The 25,893-nt window shown below is 54.3% G+C and carries 26 protein-coding genes, 1 tRNA gene and 2 pseudogenes; 16 read left to right on the forward strand and 13 right to left on the reverse strand.

Features of this window, described 5'->3' with window-relative positions:
* Nucleotides 1-22 precede the first annotated feature (22 nt).
* From EPD59_RS24110 to EPD59_RS10660, 4 genes are all read right to left on the reverse strand, one after another.
* Nucleotides 23-148, reverse strand: a complete 126-nt coding sequence (locus EPD59_RS24110) for a pyridoxine 5'-phosphate oxidase C-terminal domain-containing protein (protein WP_394347220.1) — start codon at nt 146-148, stop codon at nt 23-25.
* Complete coding sequence (gene pdxH, locus EPD59_RS10650) at nt 115-672, reverse strand: pyridoxamine 5'-phosphate oxidase (protein WP_394347221.1); 558 nt, start codon at nt 670-672, stop codon at nt 115-117. The genes EPD59_RS24110 and pdxH overlap by 34 nt, the downstream gene beginning before the upstream one ends.
* A 21-nt stretch (nt 673-693) precedes the next feature.
* A complete protein-coding gene (locus EPD59_RS10655; protein ID WP_133272767.1) occupies nt 694-1,989 on the reverse strand; it encodes a hypothetical protein in 1,296 nt (431 codons plus the stop codon).
* 87 nt (nt 1,990-2,076) lie between these two features.
* Nucleotides 2,077-2,574 (reverse strand): hypothetical protein, encoded by a 498-nt coding sequence (locus tag EPD59_RS10660; RefSeq protein WP_133272768.1) that lies wholly within the window; start codon nt 2,572-2,574, stop codon nt 2,077-2,079.
* Between the two features lie 283 nt (nt 2,575-2,857).
* On the opposite strand from EPD59_RS10660, the gene EPD59_RS10665 reads away from it, so the two are divergent.
* The 11 genes and pseudogenes from EPD59_RS10665 to EPD59_RS10710 all read left to right on the forward strand — a co-directional run bounded on the left by EPD59_RS10665 (nt 2,858) and on the right by EPD59_RS10710 (nt 11,915).
* A complete protein-coding gene (locus EPD59_RS10665; RefSeq protein WP_133272769.1) occupies nt 2,858-3,415 on the forward strand; it encodes a YqgE/AlgH family protein in 558 nt (185 codons plus the stop codon).
* Between the two features lie 110 nt (nt 3,416-3,525).
* Entirely contained in the window at nt 3,526-3,801 is a 276-nt protein-coding gene (locus tag EPD59_RS10670; RefSeq protein ID WP_133272770.1) for a hypothetical protein, read from the forward strand.
* Nucleotides 3,802-4,426: 625 nt separating this feature from the next.
* Nucleotides 4,427-5,038 (forward strand): annotated as a pseudogene (locus EPD59_RS24115) (DUF349 domain-containing protein); the annotation flags it as partial.
* A 29-nt stretch (nt 5,039-5,067) separates the two neighbouring features.
* A pseudogene (locus EPD59_RS24120) lies at nt 5,068-5,268 on the forward strand (DUF349 domain-containing protein); the annotation flags it as partial.
* Between the two features lie 48 nt (nt 5,269-5,316).
* Nucleotides 5,317-5,901 carry a DUF349 domain-containing protein gene (locus tag EPD59_RS10680; RefSeq protein ID WP_240731711.1) on the forward strand — a complete coding sequence of 195 codons (585 nt, stop codon included), beginning with the start codon at nt 5,317-5,319 and terminating at the stop codon, nt 5,899-5,901.
* 43 nt (nt 5,902-5,944) lie between these two features.
* Nucleotides 5,945-6,017, forward strand: a tRNA-Thr gene (locus EPD59_RS10685).
* 787 nt (nt 6,018-6,804) lie between these two features.
* Nucleotides 6,805-7,311, forward strand: coding sequence for a hypothetical protein (locus EPD59_RS10690; protein WP_133272773.1), 507 nt, complete (start codon nt 6,805-6,807; stop codon nt 7,309-7,311).
* A gap of 456 nt (nt 7,312-7,767) precedes the next feature.
* A complete protein-coding gene (gene kaiC, locus EPD59_RS10695; RefSeq protein WP_133272774.1) occupies nt 7,768-9,513 on the forward strand; it encodes a circadian clock protein KaiC in 1,746 nt (581 codons plus the stop codon).
* Between the two features lie 15 nt (nt 9,514-9,528).
* Complete coding sequence (locus tag EPD59_RS10700) at nt 9,529-9,861, forward strand: circadian clock KaiB family protein (RefSeq protein WP_133272775.1); 333 nt, start codon at nt 9,529-9,531, stop codon at nt 9,859-9,861.
* 1 nt (nt 9,862) lies between these two features.
* Nucleotides 9,863-10,198, forward strand: a complete 336-nt coding sequence (locus tag EPD59_RS10705) for a circadian clock KaiB family protein (protein WP_133272776.1) — start codon at nt 9,863-9,865, stop codon at nt 10,196-10,198.
* The gene (locus EPD59_RS10710; protein ID WP_133272777.1) at nt 10,191-11,915 is read left to right on the forward strand and encodes a sensor histidine kinase; all 1,725 of its coding nucleotides are present in this window, start codon (nt 10,191-10,193) and stop codon (nt 11,913-11,915) included. The genes EPD59_RS10705 and EPD59_RS10710 overlap by 8 nt, the downstream gene beginning before the upstream one ends.
* A 115-nt stretch (nt 11,916-12,030) precedes the next feature.
* Here the strand turns inward: EPD59_RS10710 and EPD59_RS10715 are convergent, their stop codons facing one another.
* The 4 genes from EPD59_RS10715 to EPD59_RS10725 form a co-directional block, all read right to left on the reverse strand.
* On the reverse strand, nt 12,031-12,606 hold the full coding sequence (locus tag EPD59_RS10715; RefSeq protein ID WP_133272778.1) for a fasciclin domain-containing protein: 576 nt from the start codon (nt 12,604-12,606) through the stop codon (nt 12,031-12,033).
* 199 nt (nt 12,607-12,805) lie between these two features.
* Nucleotides 12,806-12,982 (reverse strand): hypothetical protein, encoded by a 177-nt coding sequence (locus EPD59_RS21605; RefSeq protein WP_165963553.1) that lies wholly within the window; start codon nt 12,980-12,982, stop codon nt 12,806-12,808.
* 24 nt (nt 12,983-13,006) lie between these two features.
* Nucleotides 13,007-13,168 carry an outer membrane beta-barrel protein gene (locus EPD59_RS10720; RefSeq protein WP_133272779.1) on the reverse strand — a complete coding sequence of 54 codons (162 nt, stop codon included), beginning with the start codon at nt 13,166-13,168 and terminating at the stop codon, nt 13,007-13,009.
* Entirely contained in the window at nt 13,138-13,476 is a 339-nt protein-coding gene (locus tag EPD59_RS10725) for a hypothetical protein (protein WP_133272780.1), read from the reverse strand. Before EPD59_RS10725 ends, EPD59_RS10720 begins: the two co-directional genes overlap by 31 nt.
* A gap of 212 nt (nt 13,477-13,688) precedes the next feature.
* Between EPD59_RS10725 and EPD59_RS10730 the strand changes: the two genes are divergently transcribed.
* Nucleotides 13,689-14,657: a hypothetical protein gene (locus EPD59_RS10730; RefSeq protein ID WP_317128514.1), complete on the forward strand. Its 969-nt coding sequence runs from the start codon at nt 13,689-13,691 to the stop codon at nt 14,655-14,657.
* Nucleotides 14,658-14,665: 8 nt separating this feature from the next.
* A complete protein-coding gene (locus EPD59_RS23690) occupies nt 14,666-14,869 on the forward strand; it encodes a hypothetical protein (protein ID WP_317128515.1) in 204 nt (67 codons plus the stop codon).
* A 79-nt stretch (nt 14,870-14,948) separates the two neighbouring features.
* Here the strand turns inward: EPD59_RS23690 and EPD59_RS22470 are convergent, their stop codons facing one another.
* Both EPD59_RS22470 and EPD59_RS10740 read right to left on the reverse strand, forming a co-directional pair.
* Nucleotides 14,949-15,746 (reverse strand): TonB-dependent receptor domain-containing protein, encoded by a 798-nt coding sequence (locus EPD59_RS22470; RefSeq protein ID WP_240731741.1) that lies wholly within the window; start codon nt 15,744-15,746, stop codon nt 14,949-14,951.
* A complete protein-coding gene (locus tag EPD59_RS10740; protein WP_133272782.1) occupies nt 15,635-17,896 on the reverse strand; it encodes a carboxypeptidase-like regulatory domain-containing protein in 2,262 nt (753 codons plus the stop codon). The genes EPD59_RS22470 and EPD59_RS10740 overlap by 112 nt, the downstream gene beginning before the upstream one ends.
* Before the next feature lie 334 nt (nt 17,897-18,230).
* Here EPD59_RS10740 and EPD59_RS10745 point away from each other — a divergent pair, with 334 nt between their 5' ends.
* Together EPD59_RS10745 and EPD59_RS10750 are read left to right on the forward strand one after the other, a co-directional pair.
* Entirely contained in the window at nt 18,231-19,031 is an 801-nt protein-coding gene (locus EPD59_RS10745; RefSeq protein ID WP_133272783.1) for a DUF547 domain-containing protein, read from the forward strand.
* Nucleotides 19,032-19,256: 225 nt separating this feature from the next.
* Nucleotides 19,257-21,671: an endonuclease MutS2 gene (locus EPD59_RS10750; RefSeq protein WP_133272784.1), complete on the forward strand. Its 2,415-nt coding sequence runs from the start codon at nt 19,257-19,259 to the stop codon at nt 21,669-21,671.
* 238 nt (nt 21,672-21,909) lie between these two features.
* On the opposite strand, the gene murB is transcribed toward EPD59_RS10750, so the two are convergent.
* The 3 genes from murB to EPD59_RS10765 form a co-directional block, all read right to left on the reverse strand.
* A complete protein-coding gene (murB, locus tag EPD59_RS10755; protein WP_133272785.1) occupies nt 21,910-22,944 on the reverse strand; it encodes a UDP-N-acetylmuramate dehydrogenase in 1,035 nt (344 codons plus the stop codon).
* An 85-nt stretch (nt 22,945-23,029) separates the two neighbouring features.
* Nucleotides 23,030-23,455, reverse strand: a complete 426-nt coding sequence (locus tag EPD59_RS10760) for an MFS transporter (RefSeq protein ID WP_133272786.1) — start codon at nt 23,453-23,455, stop codon at nt 23,030-23,032.
* Nucleotides 23,356-24,435 carry an MFS transporter gene (locus tag EPD59_RS10765; RefSeq protein WP_133272787.1) on the reverse strand — a complete coding sequence of 360 codons (1,080 nt, stop codon included), beginning with the start codon at nt 24,433-24,435 and terminating at the stop codon, nt 23,356-23,358. The genes EPD59_RS10760 and EPD59_RS10765 overlap by 100 nt, the downstream gene beginning before the upstream one ends.
* A gap of 133 nt (nt 24,436-24,568) precedes the next feature.
* Here EPD59_RS10765 and EPD59_RS10770 point away from each other — a divergent pair, with 133 nt between their 5' ends.
* Nucleotides 24,569-25,753: a THUMP domain-containing class I SAM-dependent RNA methyltransferase gene (locus tag EPD59_RS10770; protein ID WP_133272788.1), complete on the forward strand. Its 1,185-nt coding sequence runs from the start codon at nt 24,569-24,571 to the stop codon at nt 25,751-25,753.
* The last annotated feature ends 140 nt before the right edge of the window (nt 25,754-25,893 follow it).

Consider the following 25,893-nt stretch of genomic DNA (forward strand, 5'->3'; position numbering starts at 1 on the left):
CGTTTGACTGTATGATTTTAGTTCAAGGAGCTAAGCGGCTACGCTTCCACTCATCGCCAACCTTCTCGTACACAATGCGGTCATGGAGGCGGCTGGGGCGACCCTGCCAGAACTCTACACGGTGCGGACGCAAAATAAAGCCCCCCAATGCGGTGGGCGCGGCAGCGGATTTTCATTCGCAAAGCGTTGCTCTATTGCCTGCTCTCGCTGCTCCAGCTCTTCCCGGCTCCCGATCACCTGACTTTGCGGCGAGGCCCAGGCGCCTACCTGGCTAGCGCGCGGGCGACTCTGGAAATACTGGTCCGATAACTCCTGGGGGGCTTTTTCTACGCTTCCTTCCACCCGTACTTGGCGCTCTAAGCCAGGCCAGAAGAAGTTCAGGGCAGCCTGTGGATGCGTGGTTAATTCGTGCCCTTTGCGACTATCGTAGTTGGTGTAAAATAGAAACCCAGCATCGTCGGGGAGGCCTTTGAGGAGCACCACGCGCGTGGTAGGCTGGCCATCGGCGCCGACGGTGGCCAGCGTCATGGCCGTAGGCTCATCGAGGTGGGCAGCGATAGCCTCATCTAGCCACGCCCGAAACTGACGCACGGCGTCGGGGAGCACATCGGCTTCGGTGAGGGTGCGTTGCGCGTAGGTTTTGCGCAGGTCGGCCAGTTGCTGGTCAGTCATGGAAGGAGGATTTAAAGAGCGTTAACGGCCCTTGGGATACCAAGCATAAAGCAACCAATTGCCCTGCCGGTGCAGTAATTGTAGATGTTGCTCGCGAATAAAGTCAGCACTACGCTCGAAGATGGCCAGCTTTTCGGGCTTGGTGGCCAGCGTCTCGCGGTAAAAGTTGTTCTGCCCATTGTAGTATGCGCTATCCAGAAATACGAGCACCGGGCGGCGGTCCATGAGCGCCAGCACCTCTGGGTCAGGACCGCCGGGACTCACTACCGAATACAGCTTTTGGGCTAGATGAGCGGGCAGGCGGGCAGTCTTGTTCGACATCAACGGCAGCCTTGTAACCATGGAAAGCTGGTAGGTGTTATTATTCTGGACCTCGTCGGGGTCGATGGTCAAGCGATATCCTTCCTCCTCCGAGCCGGAGTTGAAGTAAGGCAGAGGCAGGATGGCCTGATAATTTTTGAGGTCGAGCCACCCCGTGAGCTGCTGCATGGGCAGCGTGGGCGCATTGGCTGTGAGGATATTAGGCAACTGGGTATTGGTGCGGTAGAAGCGCATGGCATCGCGGGTGTCCAGCACCAGAAGCAGGGAGAGTGCCACCAGCACCCAACGCAGTGTGCGATGCTGCCACCATCGCGCTATATAATAGCTAAAGCCCAGCACGAAAGCCCACCAGAAAGGCCAAACAAAACGGCCCAAGGCTCGGAACTGAGTAACCCGATCGGTGAGCTTGTGCAGCCAGAAAAACGGATTTAAGTAGTTGTTGAATACGTAGGCGCCGTTATCCAAATCATAGGTTTCGCCCAGGGCAATAAAGGCCATTGGGATGCTAGCCAGTAAAAACAAGCGTAGGAAGCGGCCGTGGTCAGTGTCAATAAGCTGCACCGACGGGAGGCGCCGCAATGCAGCCAGCGCCAGCGTAACCAACAGCCCGTACAGTACAAAGCCGCCGAGATAAGCCACCGACTCATACGGAACATCGGCCGTGCGCTCCAGCGGAAACCGCAGCTGGTTGAAGGAATAGCCCCGGAAGAAAGCTCCAAACTGGAATTTCCATTCTAGCACACCATAGCCACTGCTAGACACGGGCCGCTCGTGGTAGCGGGGGTCCAGTAGCATAAGCGAGCCGGCTGTAATGAGTAGCGCGGCTCCCAGGGTCAGGCCGCCATATAGTGCCAGCCGAAACCAGGGCTTACCGGCCAAGGCATTCTCTACTATCCAAAACAAGAAGAAAAAGCCCCCCAGTACTCCCAGTATGCCTAGGTAATAAAAGTGAAAATACGAGGTCACAATAATGCCCCCAGCAATATGATAAACCATTTTCGCACCGGCCTATTCTGCACCCAAGCGTAGTAGAGCTGTTGCAACACCCAGATGGTGAACAGGATGGCCGGGGTGTAAGATAAGCTAGTGTGGCCCACGCGCAGGCGCATCGTTTGCGGCCCCAGCCAGGGCAATGCCACACTCAGCAGCACCAGCAACCAGACCGGTAGCCCAAGGGACGCATAATGCGGTACAGCAGCCACGTGCTGAGCGCCAAGCCCCCAGAATAAATAGATCATACAAATACAGGCCGTAGGGCTCCAACGCCGGAAAAGCCTGCACGAGTACATGCAGACTTTGAGTCAGCACGGGCGTACAATCTGTATAGTACATGTACTCGCCAAATGGGTAGTTGTGGCCCATCACCAGCATGCCATCGCTCAGCGGCTGCCGCAAAAAGGAAGCAATGGAAAAGTAGCTCTTGATGCCGTCGTAGTGCGTAACAATCAGGTATTCACCAGGATTAAAAATAAGCGAGCGAAAAACGATGAGCAGCAATAGTACCTGAAGCAGAACGCTGCCCACGAACCAGGGATCAAAGGAACGGTCGCGCGCAAGGGGTGAAGCGGGGAGAGGGGGCATTAGCAGATTAATACGCACTTGATACAGGGCGCAAATTATTCAGAAAATAGTTGGGGCACCTTCACCATTTATCGAGCTGCGCACCGTTCTACTGTTCACCGGCGGCATTATCTATTTTGCGCGGCCGTATTATTTCCGGGAACCTAAGCCTATTCTCCCGACGTACCATTACCATACTCTACATAGCTGGTGCAGCCTGCAGAATCGTAGCGTACGCTGGATTTTAGCGGTTTGCAAGGTTAGGCTGATTAAACTGAATGCATGCTACAATGAAGCTTGACCTATGAAAGCTGGAAGCCTATTAATTTCGCAGCCCTTCCTGGGCGATCCTAATTTCGAGCGCAGCGTGGTACTGCTGTGCCGCCATACCGACGAGGAAGGCTCGTTCGGTTTAGTACTCAACCGAGGCACCAACCTGCTGCTGGGCGATGTGCTGGAACTGCCCGGTGGCGATGTGCTGCCCGCTGCCCGCCTGCCCTTGGGCCTGGGCGGGCCCGTGCAGCCCGATACGCTCCACTATCTGCACCGCCGCGCCGATGTACCAAACGCGGTATCACTGGGGCATAATGTGTACTGGGGAGGCGACTTTGAGGTGCTGCTGGGCTTATTGCTGAGCGGCGAGATTGGCGAGGATGATGTGCGTCTATATGCTGGCTATTCGGGCTGGACGGCCGACCAGTTGGCGGAGGAAGTGCGCGAAAATGTTTGGATCGTGCACCCCAATGCTGCCGAGAAAGTCTTTACTTTGACTACTGATGCCTTTTGGCAGTCTATTCTGCGCGAAAAAGGCGGTCGGTACCGGATTTTATCTAATTATCCCACAGATCCACGCCTGAATTAGCCCCCACTGCCGCGTTAACGTTCTTTCAACGTCGGCCTTTTTCTTCGAACTATGCTACCTGATAATCCCAACACCGACCCCTGCACTCCGACGAATCTTCGGAGTCACCGATGAGCATCCTGGAGCGCCGTCTGGCCGAGATTCGTGCCAAAGAAGACCCTGCCGCGCAGCTTGTGCCACCCACGGATGTGCCTGCTCCAGCGGCGAACATCCCGGCCGAAACAACTGCCGCGGCTCCTTCCACGTCTACCGATGAAATTACGGAACGCCCAGCCTTAGGTACTCCACCCATCGAAAATGCCCCCAGGGAGCTGGTACCGCTGAAGCATCCGCCGCCGTGGTTGAAGCCGAGGCTCCGAGCCCGGCAACCCCGAGCGCTGCTTTAACTCAGGAGCCAATATCTGAGCCGCTGGCTCGGGCAGAGGCCCATTACGGACTTCAGAACCCGGGCGTAGAATCCGCTACGCAAGCTGCTGCGCCCATTACACCCGACCCGGAGGCCATGCCGGCTAGTGTAACAAGTGCAGCCGATGACTCAGCAAGTCAAAATGCCCCCAAGCCGATATCACGCCCGAGCCGGAAGCCTTAACCGGACAAGCTACAGACCCACAGGAGCCGGAGGTAGAAGCTGCCCCTACCATTGCCCTTCATTCCGCTGAAGATCTGGAAAATGCTCCTGATATGGTGGCTTCACTGCCTACTTCCGCTACGGCATCGGCAGCAGTAGCGCACGAGGCCGCAACGGCCCACGAAGGCGAAGACGAAGAGGAATTGGTTGTCGACACCCATGGCCCTGACTTTAGTCAGCTTGACTTGGCAGCGCAAGCAGCATTCCTGCTCAATATGGTGCATCGGCCTGATGCCCAGCGCAATCGCAAGCAGATCACTGATTTTTATCGCCAATACGAAACTGCGTTGGCCGCTGACCGTCAGCGGGTGGAAGCGGCTGCCGCACCCGATGCGGAAGCAACATATCATGGGCCGGCTGGCCACGCCGAATTGGTGAAGGCCATGCAGGAATTCCGCGAAAGCCGCGCTCGCGACGCCCGTGCCGAAGATGAACAGCGTGCCAAAAACCTGGCGCATAAGCAGGAGTTGCTGGCTCAGTTACGGTTGCTGGTAGAGTCGGCCGAAACCAAGGATAGCTCAGCCAAGATCAAGACCCTGCAAAACGACTGGAAGTCAACTGGTCCGGTGCCGCAGAAGGATGCCCAGGAACTGTGGAACAGCTACCACGCGCTGCTGGACATTTATTATAATAACCGCGGCCTCTTCTTTGAAATGAAGGAGCTGGACCGCCGCCGCAACTTGGAGGCGAAGGAAGCGCTTTTGCGCCGTGCCGAAGCCCTCAGCGAGCAGCCTAGTATTAATAAGGCCTTGCAGGAATTGCGGCAGCTGCACGAAGAATGGAAGCACATTGGCCCGGTGCCTAATGAGCAGCGCGACGCCATCTGGCAGCGTTTTCTGCAAGCTTCTGAGCAGGTACACGACCGCAAAAAAAGCTTCCTCGACACGCGCTCAACTCAGGAAAACGAGAATCTGACCCGTAAAACGGCCCTGTTAGAGCAAATCAAATCTTTCGGTGAGTTTCAGACGGAGCGGGTAAACGAGTGGCGCAGCAAAACCGATGAGCTACAGAAGCTGAAAGAAGAATGGGATGCTGCCGGCCTTGTGCCGCGCGAAAAAGCCGACCAACTCAACAAACAGTTTTGGGGGCTTATAAGGGCTTTTTCCAACGTAAAAATCAGTTTTTCAAAGCCCTCGACGAAGAGAAAGGCCAGAACCTTAAGCGTAAGCTGGAGCTCTGCGACCAAGCCGAGGCAGCGCTTGAAAACCCTAATTGGGAGGAAGGCCGTGAAATTGTTATCCGTCTGCAAAAGGAGTGGAAGCTAATTGGCCGCGTGCCTGAAAAGCAGTCCGATAAAGTATGGAACCGCTTCCGCACCGCTTGCGACGCCTTCTTTGACCGTAAAAATCAGGAAGCCAAGCAGCGTGAAGTTAAGGCTCAGCTTGTGTCGCAGGAGCAGGCTGCTCATCTCGACCGCTTTGCCGATACTGTAGCGGCTCTCACGCCCGATAACCCCGGAACCATTGAGGGCTTTCGGGAACTCGTAGCAGAATGGCGTGCTTCTGGTGCTTCGGGCGGGCCACGAGCAGAAGAGAAGTTCCAGACACTTATGGGCAAATACCTCGACACGGTGCCGGGCCTGCCCTATGCCGAGCGGGCTGATTTACTCTTTCAGCTTCAGGTGGAACGTCTCAAATCAGGTCCCGATGCTCAGCAGGCGCTTTATAAAAAAGAGCAAGGCTTGCGTCGTGACATCAACGAGCTTGAAAACGACATCGCCACGTTACAGACTAATCTTGAGTTCTTTGCGCGTTCCAAAAATGCCAATCAGCTCCGCGAAGAGTATCAAGGCCGCATCGACGAAGCCAAATTGCGCATCGATGCTTTGAAGAAACAATTAAAAATTATTCGCTCATAGTTTGCAAAATGGACGCAGAGCACTAGTTTTGCGCCACCATTTCGCCTCCTTAGCTCAGCTGGTAGAGCAACTGACTTGTAATCAGTAGGTCGCTGGTTCGATCCCGGCAGGAGGCTCAAATGTTGCTTAAGCCCCTTCTACAGCATGTAGAAGGGGCTTTTGTTTTAGCGTATTGTTCAGTTAAAATTGAAGATCTTGGCGTTTTACGGACTGTTGCACTCTTCGCATCCCAGATAATGTCACTCTGCTTATAGGTAAAACGCGGCTATTAAATTACCTGATTTGCAAAAAAAGCCACTTTTCCTCCACTTGAGTGAAAAGCAGGACTTAGTACATGCCACACGCTTTATTCACCAAAATTGGCAGCTACATCCAAGCCTGCGGCTCATAGGACAGGTGCCAGGTTCTTTGACGAAGATCATTTGGTACTAGTACAACGGGTCGCAGGACTCTCTGATGGGCCCGAGTAGCCCCAAGCATATACGCTCTAGCCTCATAGGTGGAAGTCGAAGCTTGGCGAATCATCCAACCAATTGATAAAAGCAGTGGGCAGATAACTAATGCGTAGGGTAAATACTCATGCATAAAGAAGGGCGTATTTTATAAATGACAAAGTAGATAAGTGCAAATTTGCTGCCATAAAATGGTGCTTAATCATCGATTCTACGACATTAACTTTATTTGAATGCCCTTAAGTGCAATACTTATTGAGGTAGACGTAGCCCTAGGGGACATTTAAAACTTGGTGAATCAAAACTATGATCAAGCTTGTACCTAGTTAGCTGCGGACAACAACCGCCTTTTGCTTAATACGTTTCCGTTTAGGCTTATTCATACATGACGCTACTTGCAACCATTCCGGTTCTCTGCGAATCTTACTCCTGTAATCTTATCGCAGCAAGCATGAAACGTATTTTATATGGCGCATTAGCCTGCCTGGTTCTTTTAAGTGGAGTAGGAGCATGCACATCCGAATCAGTGGAGCCACAACCCGAGTTCTATGTGAAGGCTACTAAGGATGGAAGCGCGTGGGTCGTGCCTGGTTCTGGTATTTACGCTAAAGCACAAGACGAGTTTTTTGTGTTTGGGGAGCAAAGAGACGGTACAGTTACGCAGGCATCTCTGCGGCTGGGCTTTGCGGTGCCCACAGAGCAACCCCTCCCAACGGTTACCAAGGCACCAACCCTACTACCAACCACTTGGACAGTACTAGTTGGGGGTGATGTGATAGTCGATGGCTACACGGCCGATTCTTTGTCAGAAACGCGGCTGCTGATCACACGGCTTGATACCGTTCAAAAGGTAATAGAGGGCACCTTTGACGCGACTCTGCGCCGTGATGAGCGCTGGTCAAAGCAAGAAGAAACAATCCGTTTTGAGCAGGGCTCTTTTCGGGTGCGTTACCAATAGCCCCAACAGGAAATAAATACTTCCAAGGTCACCCAGGATGACTAAAAAAGCCCCCCACTCGTATAGTGGGGGCTTTTTTAGTCATCCTGGGTGACCTTGGAAGATGTTCTGACAACTACTTATTCTTCAGAATATTGACTTCATCTTTAGCCCTGATTATAGAAAAGCAAGACTCGGAATGCTTGGGTTTATTCCCATCGCATTCATGTTCAAAGCAACGTCATCGGCTGCTTGCCGATGGCTCATTAAATTTAATGCTTCATCTTTGGGTTTGGGCGGCACTATTTGTAGCCTCTGGTTCAACTATTATGGACTTAGCCAGTAAAAAGAAATTCTGCTAAGTTCAGCAGTATAGTCTGGTTATCTGAGTCATACCACGTATTTGATAATTATGCAGCCTTCAGATGCGTAAGTAACCTGCGCAAATCTGCCTGCTTCTGCTAAATATTTGATTTCATGCAAGACAAAAAAACTGCTTCCGCTCCTAAATTACCCACCTTGCCCAAAGCCCCGACGGGCATTGAGGGGTTAGATGAAATTACGGAAGGTGGCTTTCCTAAAGGTCGCCCGACGCTGATTTGTGGCAGCGCCGGCTGTGGCAAAACCCTGATGGGTATTGAGTTCTTGGTGAGAGGAGCACTGGAGTACGGGGAGCCTGGCGTACTGATGGCTTTCGAGGAGACAGCCGAAGAACTCACTGCCAATGTTACTTCCCTCGGCTTCGACCTGCCGGCCCTCCAGAGCCAGAAGCTGCTGCGGGTTGACCACGTGCACGTAGACCGCTCGGAGATCGAGGAAACCGGCGAGTACGATCTGGAGGGCTTATTTATCCGGTTGGGATACGCCATCGACTCAATCGGGGCCAAGCGCGTCGTGCTGGATACCATTGAATCGTTGTTTGGTGGATTCCCAAATGAGGCTGTGTTGCGGTCCGAAATACGGCGGTTGTTTCGCTGGCTCAAGGATAAGGGCGTAACCACTGTCATTACGGCTGAGCGGGGCGATGGAACGCTCACCCGGCAGGGGTTGGAAGAGTACGTATCGGACTGCGTAATTCTACTGGATAACCGTGTTATTGACCAGATTACGACCCGGCGACTACGCGTAGTGAAATACCGTGGCAGTACCCACGGCACGAATGAGTATCCGTATCTGATTAGTGAAGAAGGCATTTCCGTGCTGCCCGTTACTTCCCTCAAACTGGAGCATGAAGTATCGGACCAGATTGTTTCCTCTGGTGTTCCGGCCCTCGATGAAATGTTTGGTCGGGGAGGCTTCTATCAAGGGAGCAGCATCCTGCTGACGGGCACTGCTGGCACGGCCAAAACAACGCTGGCGGCTGGTTTTGCCAACCAAATCGCCAGCAAGGGTAACCGCTGTCTTTACTTTGCCTTTGAGGAGTCGCCGCAGCAGTTGGTGCGCAATATGCGCTCTGTCGGCATTGATTTAACTCCTTGGATCGAGCAAGGCTTGCTGCACATCGAAGCGTCGCGGCCCACGCTGAATGGCTTGGAGCGGCATTTGGTTATAATTCATAAGCTAGTGAAGGACTTTAAGCCCGATGCAGTCGTAATTGACCCGATCAGTAATTTGATCAACGTCGGTAATTTGAATGAGGTACGCAGCATGCTCACGCGCCTCATCGATTTCTTGAAAGTCAATAACATCACGGCTTTGTTCACGGCGCTTATCAGCGGCCGAACCAACCAGATGGATATGACCGAAGAGGGTGTATCCTCGTTAGTGGATACGTGGATTAGTGTGCGGGACCTGGAAGGGGTAGGAGAGCGCAACCGCGGCCTCAGCATACTGAAATCACGAGGCATGTCGCATTCCAATCAGGTGCGCGAATTTGTGGTTACTGACCACGGTATTCAGTTGTTGGATGTAGTAATCGGGCCATCGGGCATTGTAACGGGGGCCAGCCGCCTTACCCAACAGCTGCAGATGCAGGCTCAGGAGCTGGCTATTCAGCAGGAGCTGGAGCGCAAAGACCGGGAACTGGAGCGTCGGCGCCGTGTGCTGGAGGCGACCATCGCGAATTTGCGCACGGAGTTTGAGTCGGTCGAAGAAGAGTTGCGGCAAATCAATAGTGAGGAGCTCAGCCGCCAGCAGACGTTTACGGAAGGCCGAGCAGCCGCCGTCAGTGAAATGTCGGGCCGGGGCTACTCTGCTCAGGACACCAAATCAAATCAACACTAAGCCCCTTATCCTGCTATGGAAACGAACCCGGATATAACGACAGAGGGGATGGACCAGGAATACTGGGAGTTACGGCTATACGTGGCCGGGCAAACCCCCAAGTCGGTAGCCGCCATAGCCAACCTGAAAAAATACTGTGAACAGCATTTGTTGGGGCGCTATAAGCTTGAAGTAATTGACCTGCTGCAACATCCTCAGCTTGCGGAGGGCGACCAGATACTGGCTATTCCTACTTTGGTACGGAAGGTGCCGGTGCCTATTCGCAAAATTATTGGTGACCTTTCTAACGAAGAGCGCGTGTTGGTAGGCCTTGACATCCGGCCTATTGAAAGCAACCTAACCCGATAGAATGGAGGCAGAAGGAAGTTTGGATCGTGAGCCGGAACAGGCTGAGTATGTACTTCATCTCTACATTACCGGAGCTACTCCTAATTCGACGCGGGCAGTACGGAATATCAAGGACATCTGTGAACTGTATCTGAAAGGCCGGTACGAATTGATTATCGTGGATATATACCAGCAGCCCGAGTTAGCTCAGCAAGAGCAGCTTATTGGCGTGCCCACTTTAGTTAAAAAACGCCCCGGCCTGATCCGCCGGCTGGTAGGTGACCTCTCGAATCGGGAACGAGTATTGGCCGCGCTAGGGCTGACCTCGCCGTTCGACAGCAACAGCATCGATGGCTGAACGCCTGCCGCCCACATCTACTGACCTAGCTCGTGAAAACGAGGAACTGCGTTATCAGCTACAGGAAGCTGAGGAACTCATCTCGGCTATCCGGTCGGGGTCGGTAGATGCGCTGGCGGTACAGGGAACCGATGGCCCCCGGATTTACACCCTGCAAGGCGCCGATCAGGTGTACCGCACCCTGATTGAGCAAATGAGTGAAGGGGCGCTGCTGCTTAGCCAAGACGCCATGATTCTCTATTGCAACGCCAGTCTGGCCCGTTTGCTCGACTGCGCACTGGAAGAGTTGATGGGGGGCTTTTTTAACGACTTTGTACCTGCTGACTTTCGTGCCTACTGGAATGACTTGCTGGTAGCGGGTTGGGCGGGTAAAAGCAAGGGTGAATTGCCCCTGCAAACCCAGGCTGGAGTGCTCGTACCTTTCTCATTGTCGATGAACGTACTGGAATTCAATGATGCGCCCGCGTTGGCCGTGATTGTAACCAACCTGTCGGCCCAACGAGAAATCAAGGCCATAAAGGCGCGGGTAGCCGAGCAAAACGAGGTAATTGACCGCAAAAACGAAGAGCTAAAACGGCAGGAAGCCGCTCGCCTGGTGATGGAGCAGGCTGCCGCCGAAGCAAACCGCATGCTGGAGGGCATTCCGCAAATTGCCTGGACGGCTAATGTTGAGGGCAAGAACACGTACCTCAACCGTCGCTGGTTTGATTTTATCAATCAACCTATCCGCCCGAGTTTTAATGAGGGGTTTGAAAGTCGCCTGCACCCGGATGATGTTAGCTTGGCCAAAACCCGCTGGCAGCACAGCTTGCGCACCGGCGAAGCGTTCGAGATTGAATACCGCTTTCGCGACGGTGCCGATAATTACCGCTGGATGCTAGGGCGGGCATTGCCTTCTTATAATGATCAGGGGGTAATTATGCAGTGGATTGGCACCTTCACTGATATTCACGAGCACAAGCTGGCACTGGAACGCATCGATCAGGCCCAGCGCCAACTGCACGAAAACAACGACCAGCTTACGCGTGCCAACGTGGATCTGGACAACTTCATTTACACGGCTTCCCACGACTTAAAAGCTCCTATCAGCAATATTGAAGGGCTGTTGCAGGCATTGTTGGTAGAAATGCCTTTCGACTCTGAAAGGCACCAGGATGACCAGGTGCAACCCATCATGGCCATGATGCAGGACTCAGTGGAGCGGTTTAAGCGCACCATTGAGCATCTGACCGAAGTAACCAAGCTGCAAAAAGAACAGATTCAGCCCACGGAACTAGTGCGGCTGGAGCCGGTTATCGAGGATGTACGCTTGGATTTGGAGGCGCTATTGCGCGAGGCGGGGGGCATTTTGGAGGTAAATGTGGCCGATTGTCCGGCGGTCTCATTTGCCGAGAAAAACTTGCGGAGTGTTATCTATAACCTGCTCAGCAATGCTATAAAATATCGTTCGCCCGAACGTCTGCTACTGGTGCGACTACAGTGCCGCGAAGCGGATGACTACGCGGTGCTGACCGTGCAGGACAATGGTTTGGGCATCAACCTGGCTAATAATGAAAAGCGGCTCTTCGGCATGTTTCAGCGCCTCCACGACCACGTGGATGGTAGCGGTATTGGCCTGTACATGGTCAAGAAGATGGTAGAGAATGTGGGGGGCAAAATTGAGGTGGAAAGCGAGGTGGGTGTGGGCTCTACCTTCACCGTGTACTTTAAACGATAGGCTGAGTCCATGAAGCTAAGAGTTAGTAGACAGAAATTTTAGCAAACAAAAAGGGCCTTCCCCATACGGAAAGGCCCTTTTTGTTTGCTGTACATCAGCGAATTAGGAACAATGCTTACTTCGGCAGCATTACTTTGTCGATGACGTGAATTACGCCATTGCTTTGCATCACGTCGTAGGTAGAGATGGTCGACGTATTGCCCGATTCATCCATCAGAACGACGTTTTTAGGACCATTCATGGTAGCTTTTAGAGTGCCGCCGCTTACCGTTTTGAGTGTAGCGGTGCCTTTGCCTGCCTTGATCGCTGCCATGATTTTGTCGGCGGTCATGCTGCCGGCTACCACATGATACGTCAATACTTTCGTCAGCTGCGCTTTGTTCTCGGGCTTCAGAAGCGTTTCAACCGTTCCGGCGGGCAGGTTTTCGAAAGCATCATTCACAGGAGCAAATACGGTGAAAGGGCCTTTACCCTGCAGCGTTTCAACCAAGCCGGCAGCTTTAACTGCGGCTACGAGCGTGGTGTGGTCGGCAGAATTAAGCGCATTGGCGACGATAGTTTTGCTGGGTAGCATAGCCTGGCCGCCGACCATTACGTTGGTCATAGCCATCTGGGCCTGCGCCTGAGTAGATTGTACAGTTGCGGCGCCCAACAGGCATACAAGAGCGATTGAAAGCGTTTTGCTTTTCATTATTTAGGATGAATTGAAGGTGGGTTGTTGAAGTTGAAAGCATTTACGCCCCAGCTATAGCAACCGGATTTACCCGAAGCAGAAATATTTTCCCTTGCCTATCTACTTTCTGCCAATTCAATCCTGACAAGGCTTTTTAGGGTTGTATAAACCTTGAACAACGTCGTCTCTAAAGCTTCATACATTGCCACCCGGCTACCTAAAAGGAGATAGCAATGGAGGAGGTAAGATTCGCGTACCCACTGACCAAGCGTTTGGAAGCGCGTGAAAAGGTTGGCTCGTCGGCGTGGAGCGTGCGGCCTTCCAACCGAACCAACACCTGAGGACTAGGCGCAAAATCCAGATTAAGCGAGCCTCCCGCTACCAAAGTTTTCACGGATATTTTGCCATCCGTTGAGTACTAAGCCGGTGAGCGTAAGCTGGGGGCAAATTCGTAGGTGATGCGCACGCCGGCTTCGTAATACGGCGAGTTCTTAGCCATGAGCGAGCGGCTGAGCGTCCAGTTATCCTTGCTCAGCGCCAATTCAAAGCCTAGGTGCGACGTGAAAATGCCAGTGTCAATCCAAGTGTGGGCAAAAGGCCGAAACCCGGCGTAGCTTCGTAGATATGCCTAAAGACAGGATCTTCGGCAGCATACGCATTATTGACTGCAAACTCATTCTGACGATCGTGGGAGTACAGAAAGGCGGCGCGGTCGGGGGTAGAAGGCTGGGGGAAACCATAGCCATAATAAGCGTTCAGAAAGACGTAGAAGGTGAGCGAATTAGGAATAACTTGAACTGAATCAGGAACAGACGTCACTGCTTGGGCCTCTGACGGCCCGGTAGACAGCAAACTTAACAAACCAAGGAGTAGAGGCCAGAATTTCATGGCGGAGCAAAGGCGTAGCATATGCCGTGCGTGACGGATGCAATTGAGATATAGCATAAAGAATATCTCTACGCAGGAATGGCTTTTTATGCTTGAGTTTGGGCAGTAAACACATTCGAATTATACTCATCCGAAACAATGTTGCCTGGAGGAGCTAAATTTGACACCTTCGTGCTATACCAAAATAGCCGCTCACCTCAATTTTTAACTCCTTGACTGCTCCGCTACACCTCATAGAAGTTACGTCGCCCGAGCACGCCCGCGAGTTTCGGGAGTTCCCGGTGCGCCTCTACCGCGCCGACCCCAACTACATTCGCCCTCTCGACAAGGATATTGATCAGGTATTTGATACCAAGAAAAACAAGTACTTCCGCGCTGGTGAACTCACACGCTGGCTGTTGCAGGATGCTCAGGGTCAGACAATAGGACGCGTAGCAGCTTTCATCAATAAGCGCACTGCCAAAACATTTGAACAGCCTACCGGTGGCATGGGCTTTTTTGAGTGCATCGATGATCAAACGGCCGCCAACACGCTCTTCGATGGCTGCCGCGCCTGGCTAGCTGAGCGCGGCATGGAAGCCATGGACGGTCCCATTAACTTCGGCGACCGTGACCAATGGTGGGGCCTGCTCATCGATAATTTTGGCGCGCCACTCTACGGGCAGAACTACAACCCGCCCTATTACCGCCGCCTGCTGGAAACGTACGGCTTTCAGGTGTATTTCGAGCAGTTTACCTATTTCCGGAAGGTAGGCGATCCGCTCACGCCGGAATATCAGGAGAAGGCCCAGCGGATGCTGTTGCACAACTCAAAGTATAGCTTTGAGCATCTGCGGTTAAAAGAGTTGGAGAAGTACGCCGAGGACTTTCGAATTGTGTACAACCAGGCGTGGGTGAAGCACGACGGAGTGAAGGAAATGCGGCCCGAGCAGTCGCGCAGTATTATGAAAAAGCTGCGCCCCGTTATTGACGAAAAAGGCTGTTGGTTTGCGTATTACGAAGGTGAGCCAGTGGGCTTTTTTATTGCGTTGCCTGAATTGAATGAGCTGTTTCGGCACGTAAACGGCAACTTAAACTGGTGGGGCAAGCTCAAATTTGCGTATCACCGCTGGCGTGGCTCGGTGCGCACGCTCACCGGCATCGCCTTTGGTATTGCCCCGCGCACCAGCGCCGCGGAGTAGAGGCTGCCATGGTGCTGGCCGTCGCTAAAGTAGTGCAGGACCGCAGCAAAGTGCAGTACGAAGACTTCGTGATGAACTGGATTGGTGACTTCAACCCGCGCATGATGGCCGTAGCCGAGCAAATCGGCGGCCGAATCTGGCGCACGCACGCCACGTTTCGGTACCTGTTTGATCGGGAAAAGGAGTTCAAGCGAGCCCCCATTATCAGATAAGCTGCAATAAAACTATCCCACCATAAAAAAGCCCCCAGATTAATCGGGGGGCTTTTTTATGGTGGGTTACCTTTTTTATCTAAAACACATACCCAACGCTAGCCGTGATATTGCGGGGCAGGATGGGGCGAACCAGATTGTAGCTGTTTTCGGCGCGGGTGCGGCCGTTGGCATCTACTGTGTCCAGAATTTCCTGTGATAGGTTCTCGCCGTTGCGGGCCGCCGCGTCGCCGAAGCCTAAGGTGTTAAACAAGTTAGAAGCCTGCACCCGCAACTGCACGCCTTGCAAGTTGCCGCCGAAGTTGTAGCCTACACCCGCAAATACGACTCCGTAGGAGGGTAGCTCAATGGTATTGCGCTTGTTAGCGTACCGCTCCCCAAACCAACGGTAATTGGCGAATACATCGAAACCTTTAAAGCTATACTCCGCGCCACCTTCCAGCAGCAGATCGGGCGTGTCTTCGAGGCGGTTACCTTCAAAATCGATTACCTCGTCGTCGCTGGCATTGGTGCTGGTGCCTTTATTATCCACAAAGTTAAAGTCGACGAAGCGGGGACGCTGCACCGTACCGATGCCGCGTAGAGTAAGCCCGGTTAGGGGCGAGTAGGTACCTTCTAACTCCACGCCCAAGTTGTCTACCTTGCCGCGCTCTTGAGTCAGGGTAAAGCTGCCGTTGGGGTTGGAAAGCTGGATGGTGAAGGGAATATTGTTGTTTTCGCTGTAGAAGGGTACCACGGATAAACTCACTTTGTCGGCAGCAACTTTCACGCCCGCCTCGGCCTGAATGACGCGCTGCACACCGCCGCGCAAGGTTCTGTTGCCGGTAGCATCGGTAGGGTCGTTGCCGTAGGCAAACTGGTCGTTGGAGGGCGCCACGCCGGAGTTGCTGTAGCGGGCAAACACGGCCAGCTTATCGGAGAACTTATAATTGCCCCCAGTGAGTAATTCAGGGTGCTAAAGCGGAAGCTCCACTCGCGCAACTCGTTGGTGTTCTGCAAAAAGCGGTTGTCGTAGAAGGTGCGGTACTGTCCGTCTAAGCCGCCGTTGGAACCTGCAAAACGATTAGCCGCCGACGGAGCGCCCAAGAATGGGGTAAAGCGTGCATCCGGATTGTTTAGAAGAGCCGTTTTGGGCGAGCTGCCCTCAGCGTGCGTCGTTTCCAAACGCAAGCCGCCATCCAGCCGTAGCTTGTCCGTGATTTTCCACTCGTCGCCGGCATAATAACTTAGTACCTGCGTGGTGTTCGTCGAGTTGAAAAGAATACCGTCGCCGAAGCTATAGTACAGGAAGCCGTTGTTGGTCACCTCAATTGGCTGACCGCCAAACAGCGGCCCAGCGGTTGGAAAACTTAAATTGATCAAGCGAGGACGGTCGGCTACTTCCTGCACTACTAGGTTGTAGCTCAGGCGCTCCTTGATGGTGTAGCGACTGGCGTAGAAACCGGCTGTGAGCTGGTGCTGGCCAGCAGTTTTCTGCAAGCGCAAATTATTAATGGCGTTAGTAGCCGGCTTGTCGTCGGGGAAGATACCGGCAATGTTCACCAGCCCGTTGCCATTGAGCGTAGCAATATCGATGGGCGTATTCGCGGGGTCGTCGGCGTAGGAGAAGCGAGGCGAATTTACCTGCACCCCAAATGGAGCCAGGGCGCGAAACTGGGCCGCGAATGATGTACCTAATACAGGCGGCTGAATGTCATACACGCCGTCGGTACTCAGGTTGGCGTCGAGCAGGCGGGCGTTATCAGTGAGGGTAAAGCCATTGCCCAGAGCAAAGAACACCTCGGAGCTAATGGCCTTGTAGCGGGTGTGCTGCCCATTGGCCAGGTCCCGATCTAGGCGTCCTTGGCCATTATTAAACGGGTTGGGAATGCTGGTGCGGCGCTGATACTCCGAGTACATCGTGCCTCGGCGCAGATCGGGCCCGCCGGGGATGCGCTGCGGGTCGTTGAGGTTCTGGTAAGGAATGCTGGTGTAGTAGGCTACTTTATCATTTAAATACTTGCCGTAGAGACGCACGTAGCCGTTTTTCAGGTTGTATGTTACGTTGGCTTTTACGCCCCCGCCCACGTTGGCCGGGAAGCCCGCGTACTTCACGCCCACATCATAACGGTAGAAGCCGCCGATGTTGAACTTGAACGGCGTACCGGCAATAGGGCCGCCCACGTTGGCATCAATGCGCTGCAAGCCGCCGAGCTGGGCCAGGCCTGAGCGGTCGGAATAGAATCCCTGGTCGCCGCCGGTGAGGCGCACGATGCCGCCAATTTTGTCGCCGCTACCGGTTTTGCTTAAAAAGTTGACGATGCCGCCGGGGGCGTTATTGGCAAAAATGCCCGCCGAGCCACCCCGCACCACTTCTAGCCGGTCAATCGTTTCATCGACGCGGAAGTGAATGTCGGTCTTAGCAAACGTCAGCGAGCCAGCTTCCAGAATGGGCAGGCCATCCTCCATCAGCTGCAAAAAGCCAAAGCCCGCCTCTGCATTGGAAGGTAGGCCCCGCGGCGATACGCTGTTGGCCGCCTCGCCACCATCGGAGTTTACCCGAAAGCCGGGCACGGCCATGAGCAGGTCGGCAGTGCCGCGTGAAACGCGGTTCTGAATCTGCCGATTAGATAGCGTGGTCACGGCCACTGAGCTTTCCAGCTTGGTCTGCGGGTTGAAAGTACCCGTCACGACCACGTCGTTGAGGTTGAGCGCATCGGCGGCCAGCGTGGCATTTACTACCACGGCCTGGGTACCATCCAGGGTAACAGTTTGGGTAGCGGCGCGGTAGCCCAGAAAGCGGGCCGTAAGCGTATACGTGCCTGCGGGCACGCCCGTCAGCTCAAACTGGCCTTGGGCATCGGTGGCTGTGTTTTTGCCCGACGGTTGAAGCACGACGGTAGCGCCGGGAAGCGGCTGGCCGCTGGCGTCGCGAATCTGGCCGCTCACGCGGCCAGCCGTGTCCTGCGCTAGGGTGGGCGCCACGGCTAGGCATACCAAAGCGGCACCCGGAAGCAAATGGTGGTAGAATGTAGAAGTTAGGTGCATAAAAGGGAATGGAGAAATGTGCTTGGAAAGCAACAGATGGGCGAAATACGCAGTGTGAACTTGAATGGATTGACTAGGGTAAACTGTGTGCCACAACCATAGACTTACGGCAGAGCTATATTGTTATTGGGCGCTACTGCTTTCTGTACAAACCAGCAGAGAAACAATGAAGGAGGAGTGTAGTTAGTGAGGACCTGCGTTTTGCTTAGCTCAGCCGTACTCTATTCGCTGTTCCCTTGAATTTGTCGATTACTTTGCCCCCCTCAACCCAACAGAGGGGTATTTCGCGTAGATCTTGTCCAACCTTGAATATGTCTTCTTTCTTTCCTCCTTCATGAGAATTCTCTTTCGCGCGGCCGTATTCGGCCTGCTTCTTTTTACCTCAGCCTGCCAGAGCGGCTGCGCCTATGTGCGCTATTTTACTCCGCTCAATCCTACTTCTAAAGACAGCCGCCCCGTGAGTCACGAGCCGTGGGACGCGTTGCTGAAGAAGCACGTAAATGAGCAGGGGATGGTTGACTATACTGGCTTTCAAGCTGATAGTGTCACACTTAATACTTATCTGACGGCGCTCAGTGACAATCTGCCCAATGACAACTGGAGTGAGTCGGAGCGCTTGGCGTACTGGCTGAATGCCTATAATGCCTTCACTATTCAGCGCGTCATTCGGGCCTATCCGCTCAAGAGCATTCGGGATTTAGGCGGCGACAAAACGCTAGTGAATACTGTGTGGGATCAGCCTTTTATTCGCCTCGGCGACGACAAGCACACGCTCAACGACATTGAGCAGCGCATCATCCGCAAGAAGTTCGATGAGCCGCGAATTCACTTTGCGCTGGTATGCGCCGCTATGTCGTGCCCCAAGCTGCGCAATGAACCTTACGTAGCTGCCCGCCTCAACGAGCAGCTTGAGGAGCAAGCTACTACCTTCATTAATGATCCGACAAAGAATAAGCTCACGCCCGCCGACAAGCCCGAACTATCGAGCATCTTCAACTTCTATCCCGGAGATTTCGCCAACGGCGACAATTCCATTCAAAAAACCATAAACCGTTACGCAACTCAGAAAATTAACCCTGATGCCACGCTCACTTATATGACCTATGATTGGTCGGTGAACGAGCAGAAGAAGTAAGCCGCGACTGTCGGTTGCGTTCTGCAAAAAGCCTCCCGGCAGTGCGCTGGGGGGCTTTTTTGTGTTTTATGCCTTGCTGCTTAAAACGCACAGTATGAGTAAGTAATCAAAATAGCAGCTTGCATTTTAATCTCTATACTACAGTGCACGAATCTTTCTGCCGTCTGCTGATGTTTATCTTCGCAACCTACTCTTACCTTATAGACAGCAACTGCTGCTTTTTCTTTGCTATTACCTTCCAATTTCGAACATAAAATAGGGTTTGCGCAGCTGCGCGAAATGTTGGAATCCTTGTGTTTGAGCGCCTTAGGCCGCCATTTTGTCGCCAAGATGCAGTTCCAAACCAAGCACGACCAACTGCAGAAGCTGCTGCTCCAAGCCGACGAGTTCCGCGTGCTGCTCCAGTCGGGCGCCGACTTCCCCAGCCAGCACTACCACGATGTGCACCCGCACTTGGTGCGGGCCAGCATTCCCGGCGCGTACCTGGAGGTGACGGCTTTTTTTGCCGTTAAAATGAGTCTGCGTACCATCCGGCAAGCTCTGACTTTTTTCACCCAGGCCGAAGAAACCCTTTATCCCACCTTGCGCCTGCTAGGCATTGGGGTTCAGGTAGACCGGAATCTGCTGCTGGCGATGGACAAAGTGGTGGACGACGAAGGCCAGGTGCGCGACAACGCCTCGCCGCTGCTCATGCAGCTAAAGCAGGAGCTGATTGCCCGCCAGGCCCAGTTACGCAAGCAAATTTCTGGCATCCTGCGCCACGCCAAAACCGAAGGCTGGATACCCGGCGACGCCGAGCCGACCATTCGTGGAGGGCGTTTGGTGCTGCCCGTTATTGCCGAGCACAAGCGCCGCGTTAAAGGTCTGATTCACGATGAGTCGGCTTCGGGCCAGACGGTATTCATTGAGCCAGAGGCGGTTTTTGAGTTAAATAACGACATCAAAGACCTCGAAAACGCTTACCAGCGCGAGCTTATCCGCATTCTGACCCAGCTCACTGACCAGCTGCGGCCTCACATTCCGGATTTGCGCAAAGCGTACCAGTACCTTGGCCTGCTGGATTTTATTCGGGCTAAAGCATTGCTGGCTAGTCGTTTGGAAGCGTCATTGCCAACCCTGCATCCACGTCCGCTGATCAAGTGGCAGAAGGTGCGACACCCGCTGCTGTATCTCACGTTTCGGGAGCAACCCAAGGAGACCCGCCGCGAGGTGGTGCCTTTGACCATCGATTTAAACCCCGACCAACGTATCCTGTTGATTTCGGGGCCGAACGCGGGGGGCAAATCCGTAGCCATGAAAACTGTGGGGCTGGTGCAATACATGCTGCAATGCGGCCTGCTCATTCCGGCCGGCGACGGCTCCGAAGCGGGCGTGTTCGAGGATATTTTTCTCGATATCGGCGACGAGCAAAGCTTGGAGAATGACTTGAGTACTTACTCGTCACACCTGCTGAATATGAAGCAGTTTCTGCTCTTCGCGGGCAAGAAAAGCCTAGTGCTCATCGACGAATTTGGCACCGGTACGGAGCCTGCTTTGGGCGGTGCCATTGCCGAAGCCGTGCTCGATCAGCTCAACCGCGCCCGCAGCTTCGGCGTGATCACGACCCACTACACTAACCTAAAAAACTACGCTGAACGCTCGCCCGGCATCGTGAACGGCGCCATGCGCTACGACCCCGAGCGTTTGCAGCCGCTGTATCGCCTGGAAATTGGTAAGCCGGGCTCGTCGTTTGCGATTGAAATTGCGCGTAAGATTGGCTTGCCGGCCCAACTCGTGGAGCGGGCTACCCAACTTGTGGGCAAGGACAAAATTCGCTACGACCGTCTGTTGGAAGGTCTGGAAAAGGAAAAAGCCGACCTCGAACAGCGCTCCGCCGAAGCGGAAAAGCAGGAGCGACGCCTCAAAAAAGCTGCCCAGGAATACCAGGACCTCAAGCGCCATCTGGAGGAGACCCGCCTCGATGTATTGCGCGACGCGAAGGCCAAAGCCAAGCTGCTGCTCAAGGATACAAACCAGCAAATCGAGGCCACCATCCAGGAAATCCGCACCGCCCAGGCCGATAAGGAACAAACCAAACAAGCTCGCCAGAAGCTGGATGATTACGTGAAAAAGGAGCTGCAAATCGAGCCGCCCAAAGCCCGTGCGACCCGCGAAACCGCCGATGCTGCCACCCTCAAACCTGGCGATAAAGTGGCTCTCATCGGGCAGGATGGCTACGGTGAAATCATGAGTCTGAAAGGCAAGACGGCAGAAGTGTCGTTTGGCGGCATGAAAACCATTGTCAAGATTGCGCAACTCGAAAAGCTGGGCCGCGCCGAAATAAAGGAGCGGGAGAAGAAATCCGAGCGAAATGCCCCCCAGGGTTCCGGTATGGACATAACCGGCCGCATGGCCAACTTCAGCCCCAACCTCGACCTGCGCGGCGAGCGGGCCGAGGACGCCCTGCAAAAAGTCATGGCCTTCGTCGACGATGCGGTGATGCTCGGCATCTCTGAAATTAAGTTCGTGCACGGCCGCGGCAACGGCGTACTGCGTCAAATAACGCGCGACTACTTACGCTCCGTTCGCTCCGTAGCCAGCGTCGCCGACGAGCACGCCGAACGTGGCGGAGATGGGGCAACGGTGGCCGTGCTGAAGTAGCCACCTCCTTCTGTAAGAACGACCAGCTCCCCTCCTCGTCTGAGGAGGGGATGCTTTGGCGAAGCCAAAGCGGGGGTGGTTGAGGACGTTGTTTAGTTGTTTAAAAGAACGATGCTCATGACCGCTTTTTGAAGGCTTGGTGTTTCGTTCACCTAAACAACATCAGCACCGAGCCAACCACCCCAGCCGGGCCTGCGGCCCAGCGTCCCCTCCTCATCTGAGGAGGGGAATTTTGTTCTTACATAATATTCACTTCCGGGTGTAGCTCCACACCGAACTTCTCTCGCACCGAAGCAATAATCTCGTGGGCCAGATCCCGGATATTTGCCCCCTGCGCGCCGCCGTGGTTCACTAGCACTAACGCTTGGTTTTCATGCACGCCGTGGGGGCCGAAGCGGCGACCTTTCCAGCCACACTGCTCAATAAGCCAGGCGGCAGGTACTTTTACGCCGCCAGGAACGGGGTAGCCCGGTAGGGCGGGATATTGGGCTTTCAACTCGTCGAAGCGGTGCTGAGAGATTTCCGGGTTTTTGAAAAAGCTGCCAGCATTGCCGATCTGAGCCGGGTCGGGGAGCTTGCTGCGACGGATGCGGATGACGGCCTCGCTTACATCCTGAGGCGTCGGGTCAGCTTCAATGCCCATATCGGCAAGGGTGGTACGCAGGGCACCGTAGCTGATATTGAGCCGGTGCTGACGCTGGAGCCGCAGAACCACGCTGGTCACAATAAACTGGTTTTTGAGTGGGCCTTTAAATACACTTTCGCGGTAGCCAAAACCACACTCCTCACGCGTAAACGTGCGCAAGCGGCCCGTACTAATTTCTAGCGCCTCGAGGTGGTCAAACGTGTCTTGTAGCTCCGCCCCGTAGGCGCCGATATTCTGCAAGGGCGCGGCGCCTACCGTACCTGGAATTAAGGACAAATTCTCAATGCCACTCAGGTTCTGCTGCAGTGCATACTGCACCATGCCGTGCCACGATTCGCCCGCCCCAGCGCGCACCAGCGCGGTGTCTGTGTCTTCCTCCTGATCAATTATCTCAAGGCCAGCTATCTCATTTTTGAGTACTACGCCGTTGAAATCCTGCGTGAAAAGCAGGTTGCTGCCGCCGCCAAGTACTAGCTTGTCCGCCTGCTGCACCTCGGGCAAAGCCAGCAAAGCGCGCAGCTCGTCTACATTGCGAAAGCGGGCAAACAGACGCGCCTTGACATCGATGCCGAAGGTGTTGTAGGGGCGGAGAGAAACGTCGTGTTCGAGAAGGGAGGCCGAAGACATAGAGAAAGCAAAAGGTAATGCTGCGGTAAAAGTAACGCCGCGGCTGCTAAAAAGCCCCCAGCAGCCAAGCGCTAACGCCGATTTGTTACCGCACCCGGTAGCCACTCACGGCGTAATACAGCAGATACGCATAGCAAAGCGCAGGCACAACGAAGGCCACACGCAGCCCACCGCCGTCGGTAGCCAGCCAGCCCATCAGGGGTGGAATGATGGCGCCCCCCACAATGGCCATAATGAGATAGGACGAGCCTTGCTTGGTGAATTGCCCCAAACCATTGATAGCCAATGGGAAAATGACCGGCCACATAATGGAGTTGCAAAGCCCGCACAGCACAATCAGCCACAACGCTGCTTCACCCGTGGTCAGAATGGAGGCCACTACCAGCGCCACGGCGGCGGCGCACACTCCAATCAGCATACCGCGGTTGTGGAAGCGCAGCAGCAGCGGAATGCCCACCAGCCGACCCACCAACGAGCCAAACCAATAAGACGATACCAGTACCGCGCCCACAGCTTTAGTAAAGCCCCCGAGGTGTCGATAGGAGCAGGCTCCTGGCCGAAGAACACTAAAGCGTAGTTAGTCGCAACATTCAGTCCTTGCACCAGATTCTGAGTGAAGTTGCTCAACTGCTGAATCCCCTGCGACTCGCCGTACCGGATGAGAAACGAACCTAGCCCAACCTCAACGCCCACGTACACGAAAATGGCCACGACGCCCAGCACCAGATGCGGAAAGCTCAGCGCACTAGTGCGAGTGGTGGCTTGCCCGTCAGCGCTTTGCGCTGACTCTTCAGCGGGCAAACTCTCAATTTCAGGGAGTTTCAACAGAAAGAAAACCCCAGCTAATACGACCAGAAAAGCAGCCAAGCCCAAGTATGGGCCTTTTACCAGTTGAGCCTCTTGGTCAAGGCGTTGGGCCACTGGCAAGGCTGCTAACTGAGCCTTTAGGGCCACCGAGCCACCAAATAAGATCAGGCCTCCGACTAGGGGTGATAAAGCGCCACCAAAGTTGTTGGCGACACCCACGATACTCACTCGCGCTGCCGCATTGCGCGCCGGGCCCAATACCGAAACGTACGGATTAGCCGCCACTTGCAGCAGCGTAATACCGGCTCCTAGCAATCCCAAAGCGGTGAGGAACAGCGCAAATGTGCGCGAGTTAGCTGCGGGTACAAACAGCAGCGCCCCGCAGGCCATTACTAGCAAGCCCAGCACAATACCATTCTTATAACCGAGGCGCTTCAGCACAAAGCCAGCCGGCAGCGACATCAGAAAATAAGCCCCAAAAAAAGCCGACTGCACCAACGACGACTGCAAGTCGGTGAGCTGACACACGTCCTTGAGGTAAGGCATGAGCACGTCGTTGAAGTTGGTGACGGCCCCGAAGAGGAAAAATAGGGCCGTCATAGCCATCATGGGCACGACGAAGCTGCGGGTAGTGGCGGGCGCGCCGGTGGCAGCGGGAGAGGAGGTAGACGTTGGGACAGCCATTGCGGGCAGGAAGGGGAAAGTTGTGGGCCTTAAAGATAGAAATAGTGCGCGAAGCACGATGCAACGCCAAGAGTTGTCGTTCTGACGGTGCTTTTCTCGACCTTTGCCCCCCACACCCTAAAAAACTCCGACTATGGCCGACAACCGCCGCGACGAACCCTTTTTCATGACGGCTACCACGCAGTTTGGCCTCGAAGATGTGCTGACCCAAGAGTTGGAGCAACTGGGGGCCAAAATTGAGCAGGTGCACAGCCGCGCCATCGAATTTATGGGCAACAAGCAGCTGCTCTACGAGGCGAACTTGTGGTGCCGCACGGCCATGCGCATCCTCAAGCCCTTCGCCGCCTTCTACGCTCCCGACGAAAAAGCCCTCTACCGCGAAGTCGGCCGCGTTGATTGGAGTCGCTACATCCGCCCCGACCAAACCTTCGCCATCACGGCCGTAGTGAACAAATCCACGTTTGAGCACTCCCTTTTCGTGGCCCAGTTAACGAAGGATGCCATTGTGGATCAGTTTCGCGACCGTACCGGCTCGCGGCCTAGCGTGGACGTAAACAAGCCCGATATCCGGCTGCATTTGCACATGCTGGACAACGAAGTAACCTTGTCGCTCGATGCTTCGGGCGAGTCGTTGCACCGGCGCGGGTACCGGCAGCAGACGAACGCGGCCCCGCTGAACGAGGTGCTAGCTGCTGGTCTGTTGCTGCTCACTGGCTGGGATGGCAAAAAGACGCTCATTGACCCCATGTGCGGCTCGGGCACCATCTTGACTGAAGCGGCGCTCATTGCCCAGCGCATCGCGCCCGGCCTGTATCACCAGGGCAAGTTCGGCTTCGAAAACTGGCCTGACTTTGACCGCGCCCTCTGGGAGTCGGTGCAGCTCGACGCCCGCAATGCTCAGATTGAAGAACCACAAGCCTATATCGGCGGCTCGGATATCTCCCCTGAGTTCTTAGAGCTGGCTCGTCAGAACGTGGAAGCTGCTGGTTTGGAAGACTATATCCGGCTAGCTGTACGCGATGTTCGCGAGGCGAAAGCGCCGAAAGGGGATCCGGGTCTTGTAATCATGAACCCGCCATACGGTGAGCGTATTGGCGAAGAAGAGCAAATGGCCGAACTCTATAAAATGATCGGCGACACGCTTAAAACGAACTTCCAAGGCTACGACGCCTATATTTTCACTGGCAACTTAGATGCAGCTAAGCGCGTGGGCTTAAAAGCCTCCCGCCGCATCCCTCTCTTCAACGGCCCCATTGACTGCCGTTTGCTGAAGTACGAACTCTATCAAGGCTCGCGCCGCGTAGCTCGCCCCGAGTAGTAAACCAACTCATAAAATTTTTTACCAAAGCGTCATGCAGAACGCAGTGAAGCATCTCGCGTGCTTGTGTAGGAATACTAATCCTGATTAGCATGCGAGATGCTTCACTGCGTTCTGCATGACGTTCTGATGTTTTCTTA

The organism is Hymenobacter radiodurans (assembly GCF_004355185.1).
In the GTDB taxonomy this organism is placed as follows: domain Bacteria; phylum Bacteroidota; class Bacteroidia; order Cytophagales; family Hymenobacteraceae; genus Hymenobacter; species Hymenobacter radiodurans.

Coding starts and splice junctions, on each gene's coding strand:
- EPD59_RS10725 (WP_133272780.1), bottom strand. CDS start 13,476: ATGAAATTCTGGCCTCTACTCCTTGGTTTGTTAAGTTTGCTGTCTACC.
- EPD59_RS10700 (WP_133272775.1), top strand. CDS start 9,529: ATGGAAACGAACCCGGATATAACGACAGAGGGGATGGACCAGGAATAC.
- EPD59_RS10655 (WP_133272767.1), bottom strand. CDS start 1,989: ATGGTTTATCATATTGCTGGGGGCATTATTGTGACCTCGTATTTTCAC.
- EPD59_RS10660 (WP_133272768.1), bottom strand. CDS start 2,574: ATGCCCCCTCTCCCCGCTTCACCCCTTGCGCGCGACCGTTCCTTTGAT.
- EPD59_RS10745 (WP_133272783.1), top strand. CDS start 18,231: ATGAGAATTCTCTTTCGCGCGGCCGTATTCGGCCTGCTTCTTTTTACC.
- pdxH (WP_394347221.1), bottom strand. CDS start 672: ATGACTGACCAGCAACTGGCCGACCTGCGCAAAACCTACGCGCAACGC.
- EPD59_RS10670 (WP_133272770.1), top strand. CDS start 3,526: ATGAGCATCCTGGAGCGCCGTCTGGCCGAGATTCGTGCCAAAGAAGAC.
- EPD59_RS10715 (WP_133272778.1), bottom strand. CDS start 12,606: ATGAAAAGCAAAACGCTTTCAATCGCTCTTGTATGCCTGTTGGGCGCC.
- EPD59_RS10665 (WP_133272769.1), top strand. CDS start 2,858: ATGAAAGCTGGAAGCCTATTAATTTCGCAGCCCTTCCTGGGCGATCCT.
- EPD59_RS10705 (WP_133272776.1), top strand. CDS start 9,863: ATGGAGGCAGAAGGAAGTTTGGATCGTGAGCCGGAACAGGCTGAGTAT.
- kaiC (WP_133272774.1), top strand. CDS start 7,768: ATGCAAGACAAAAAAACTGCTTCCGCTCCTAAATTACCCACCTTGCCC.
- EPD59_RS10710 (WP_133272777.1), top strand. CDS start 10,191: ATGGCTGAACGCCTGCCGCCCACATCTACTGACCTAGCTCGTGAAAAC.
- EPD59_RS10770 (WP_133272788.1), top strand. CDS start 24,569: ATGGCCGACAACCGCCGCGACGAACCCTTTTTCATGACGGCTACCACG.
- EPD59_RS10690 (WP_133272773.1), top strand. CDS start 6,805: ATGAAACGTATTTTATATGGCGCATTAGCCTGCCTGGTTCTTTTAAGT.
- EPD59_RS23690 (WP_317128515.1), top strand. CDS start 14,666: ATGGTGCTGGCCGTCGCTAAAGTAGTGCAGGACCGCAGCAAAGTGCAG.
- EPD59_RS10740 (WP_133272782.1), bottom strand. CDS start 17,896: ATGCACCTAACTTCTACATTCTACCACCATTTGCTTCCGGGTGCCGCT.
- murB (WP_133272785.1), bottom strand. CDS start 22,944: ATGTCTTCGGCCTCCCTTCTCGAACACGACGTTTCTCTCCGCCCCTAC.
- EPD59_RS10765 (WP_133272787.1), bottom strand. CDS start 24,435: ATGGCTGTCCCAACGTCTACCTCCTCTCCCGCTGCCACCGGCGCGCCC.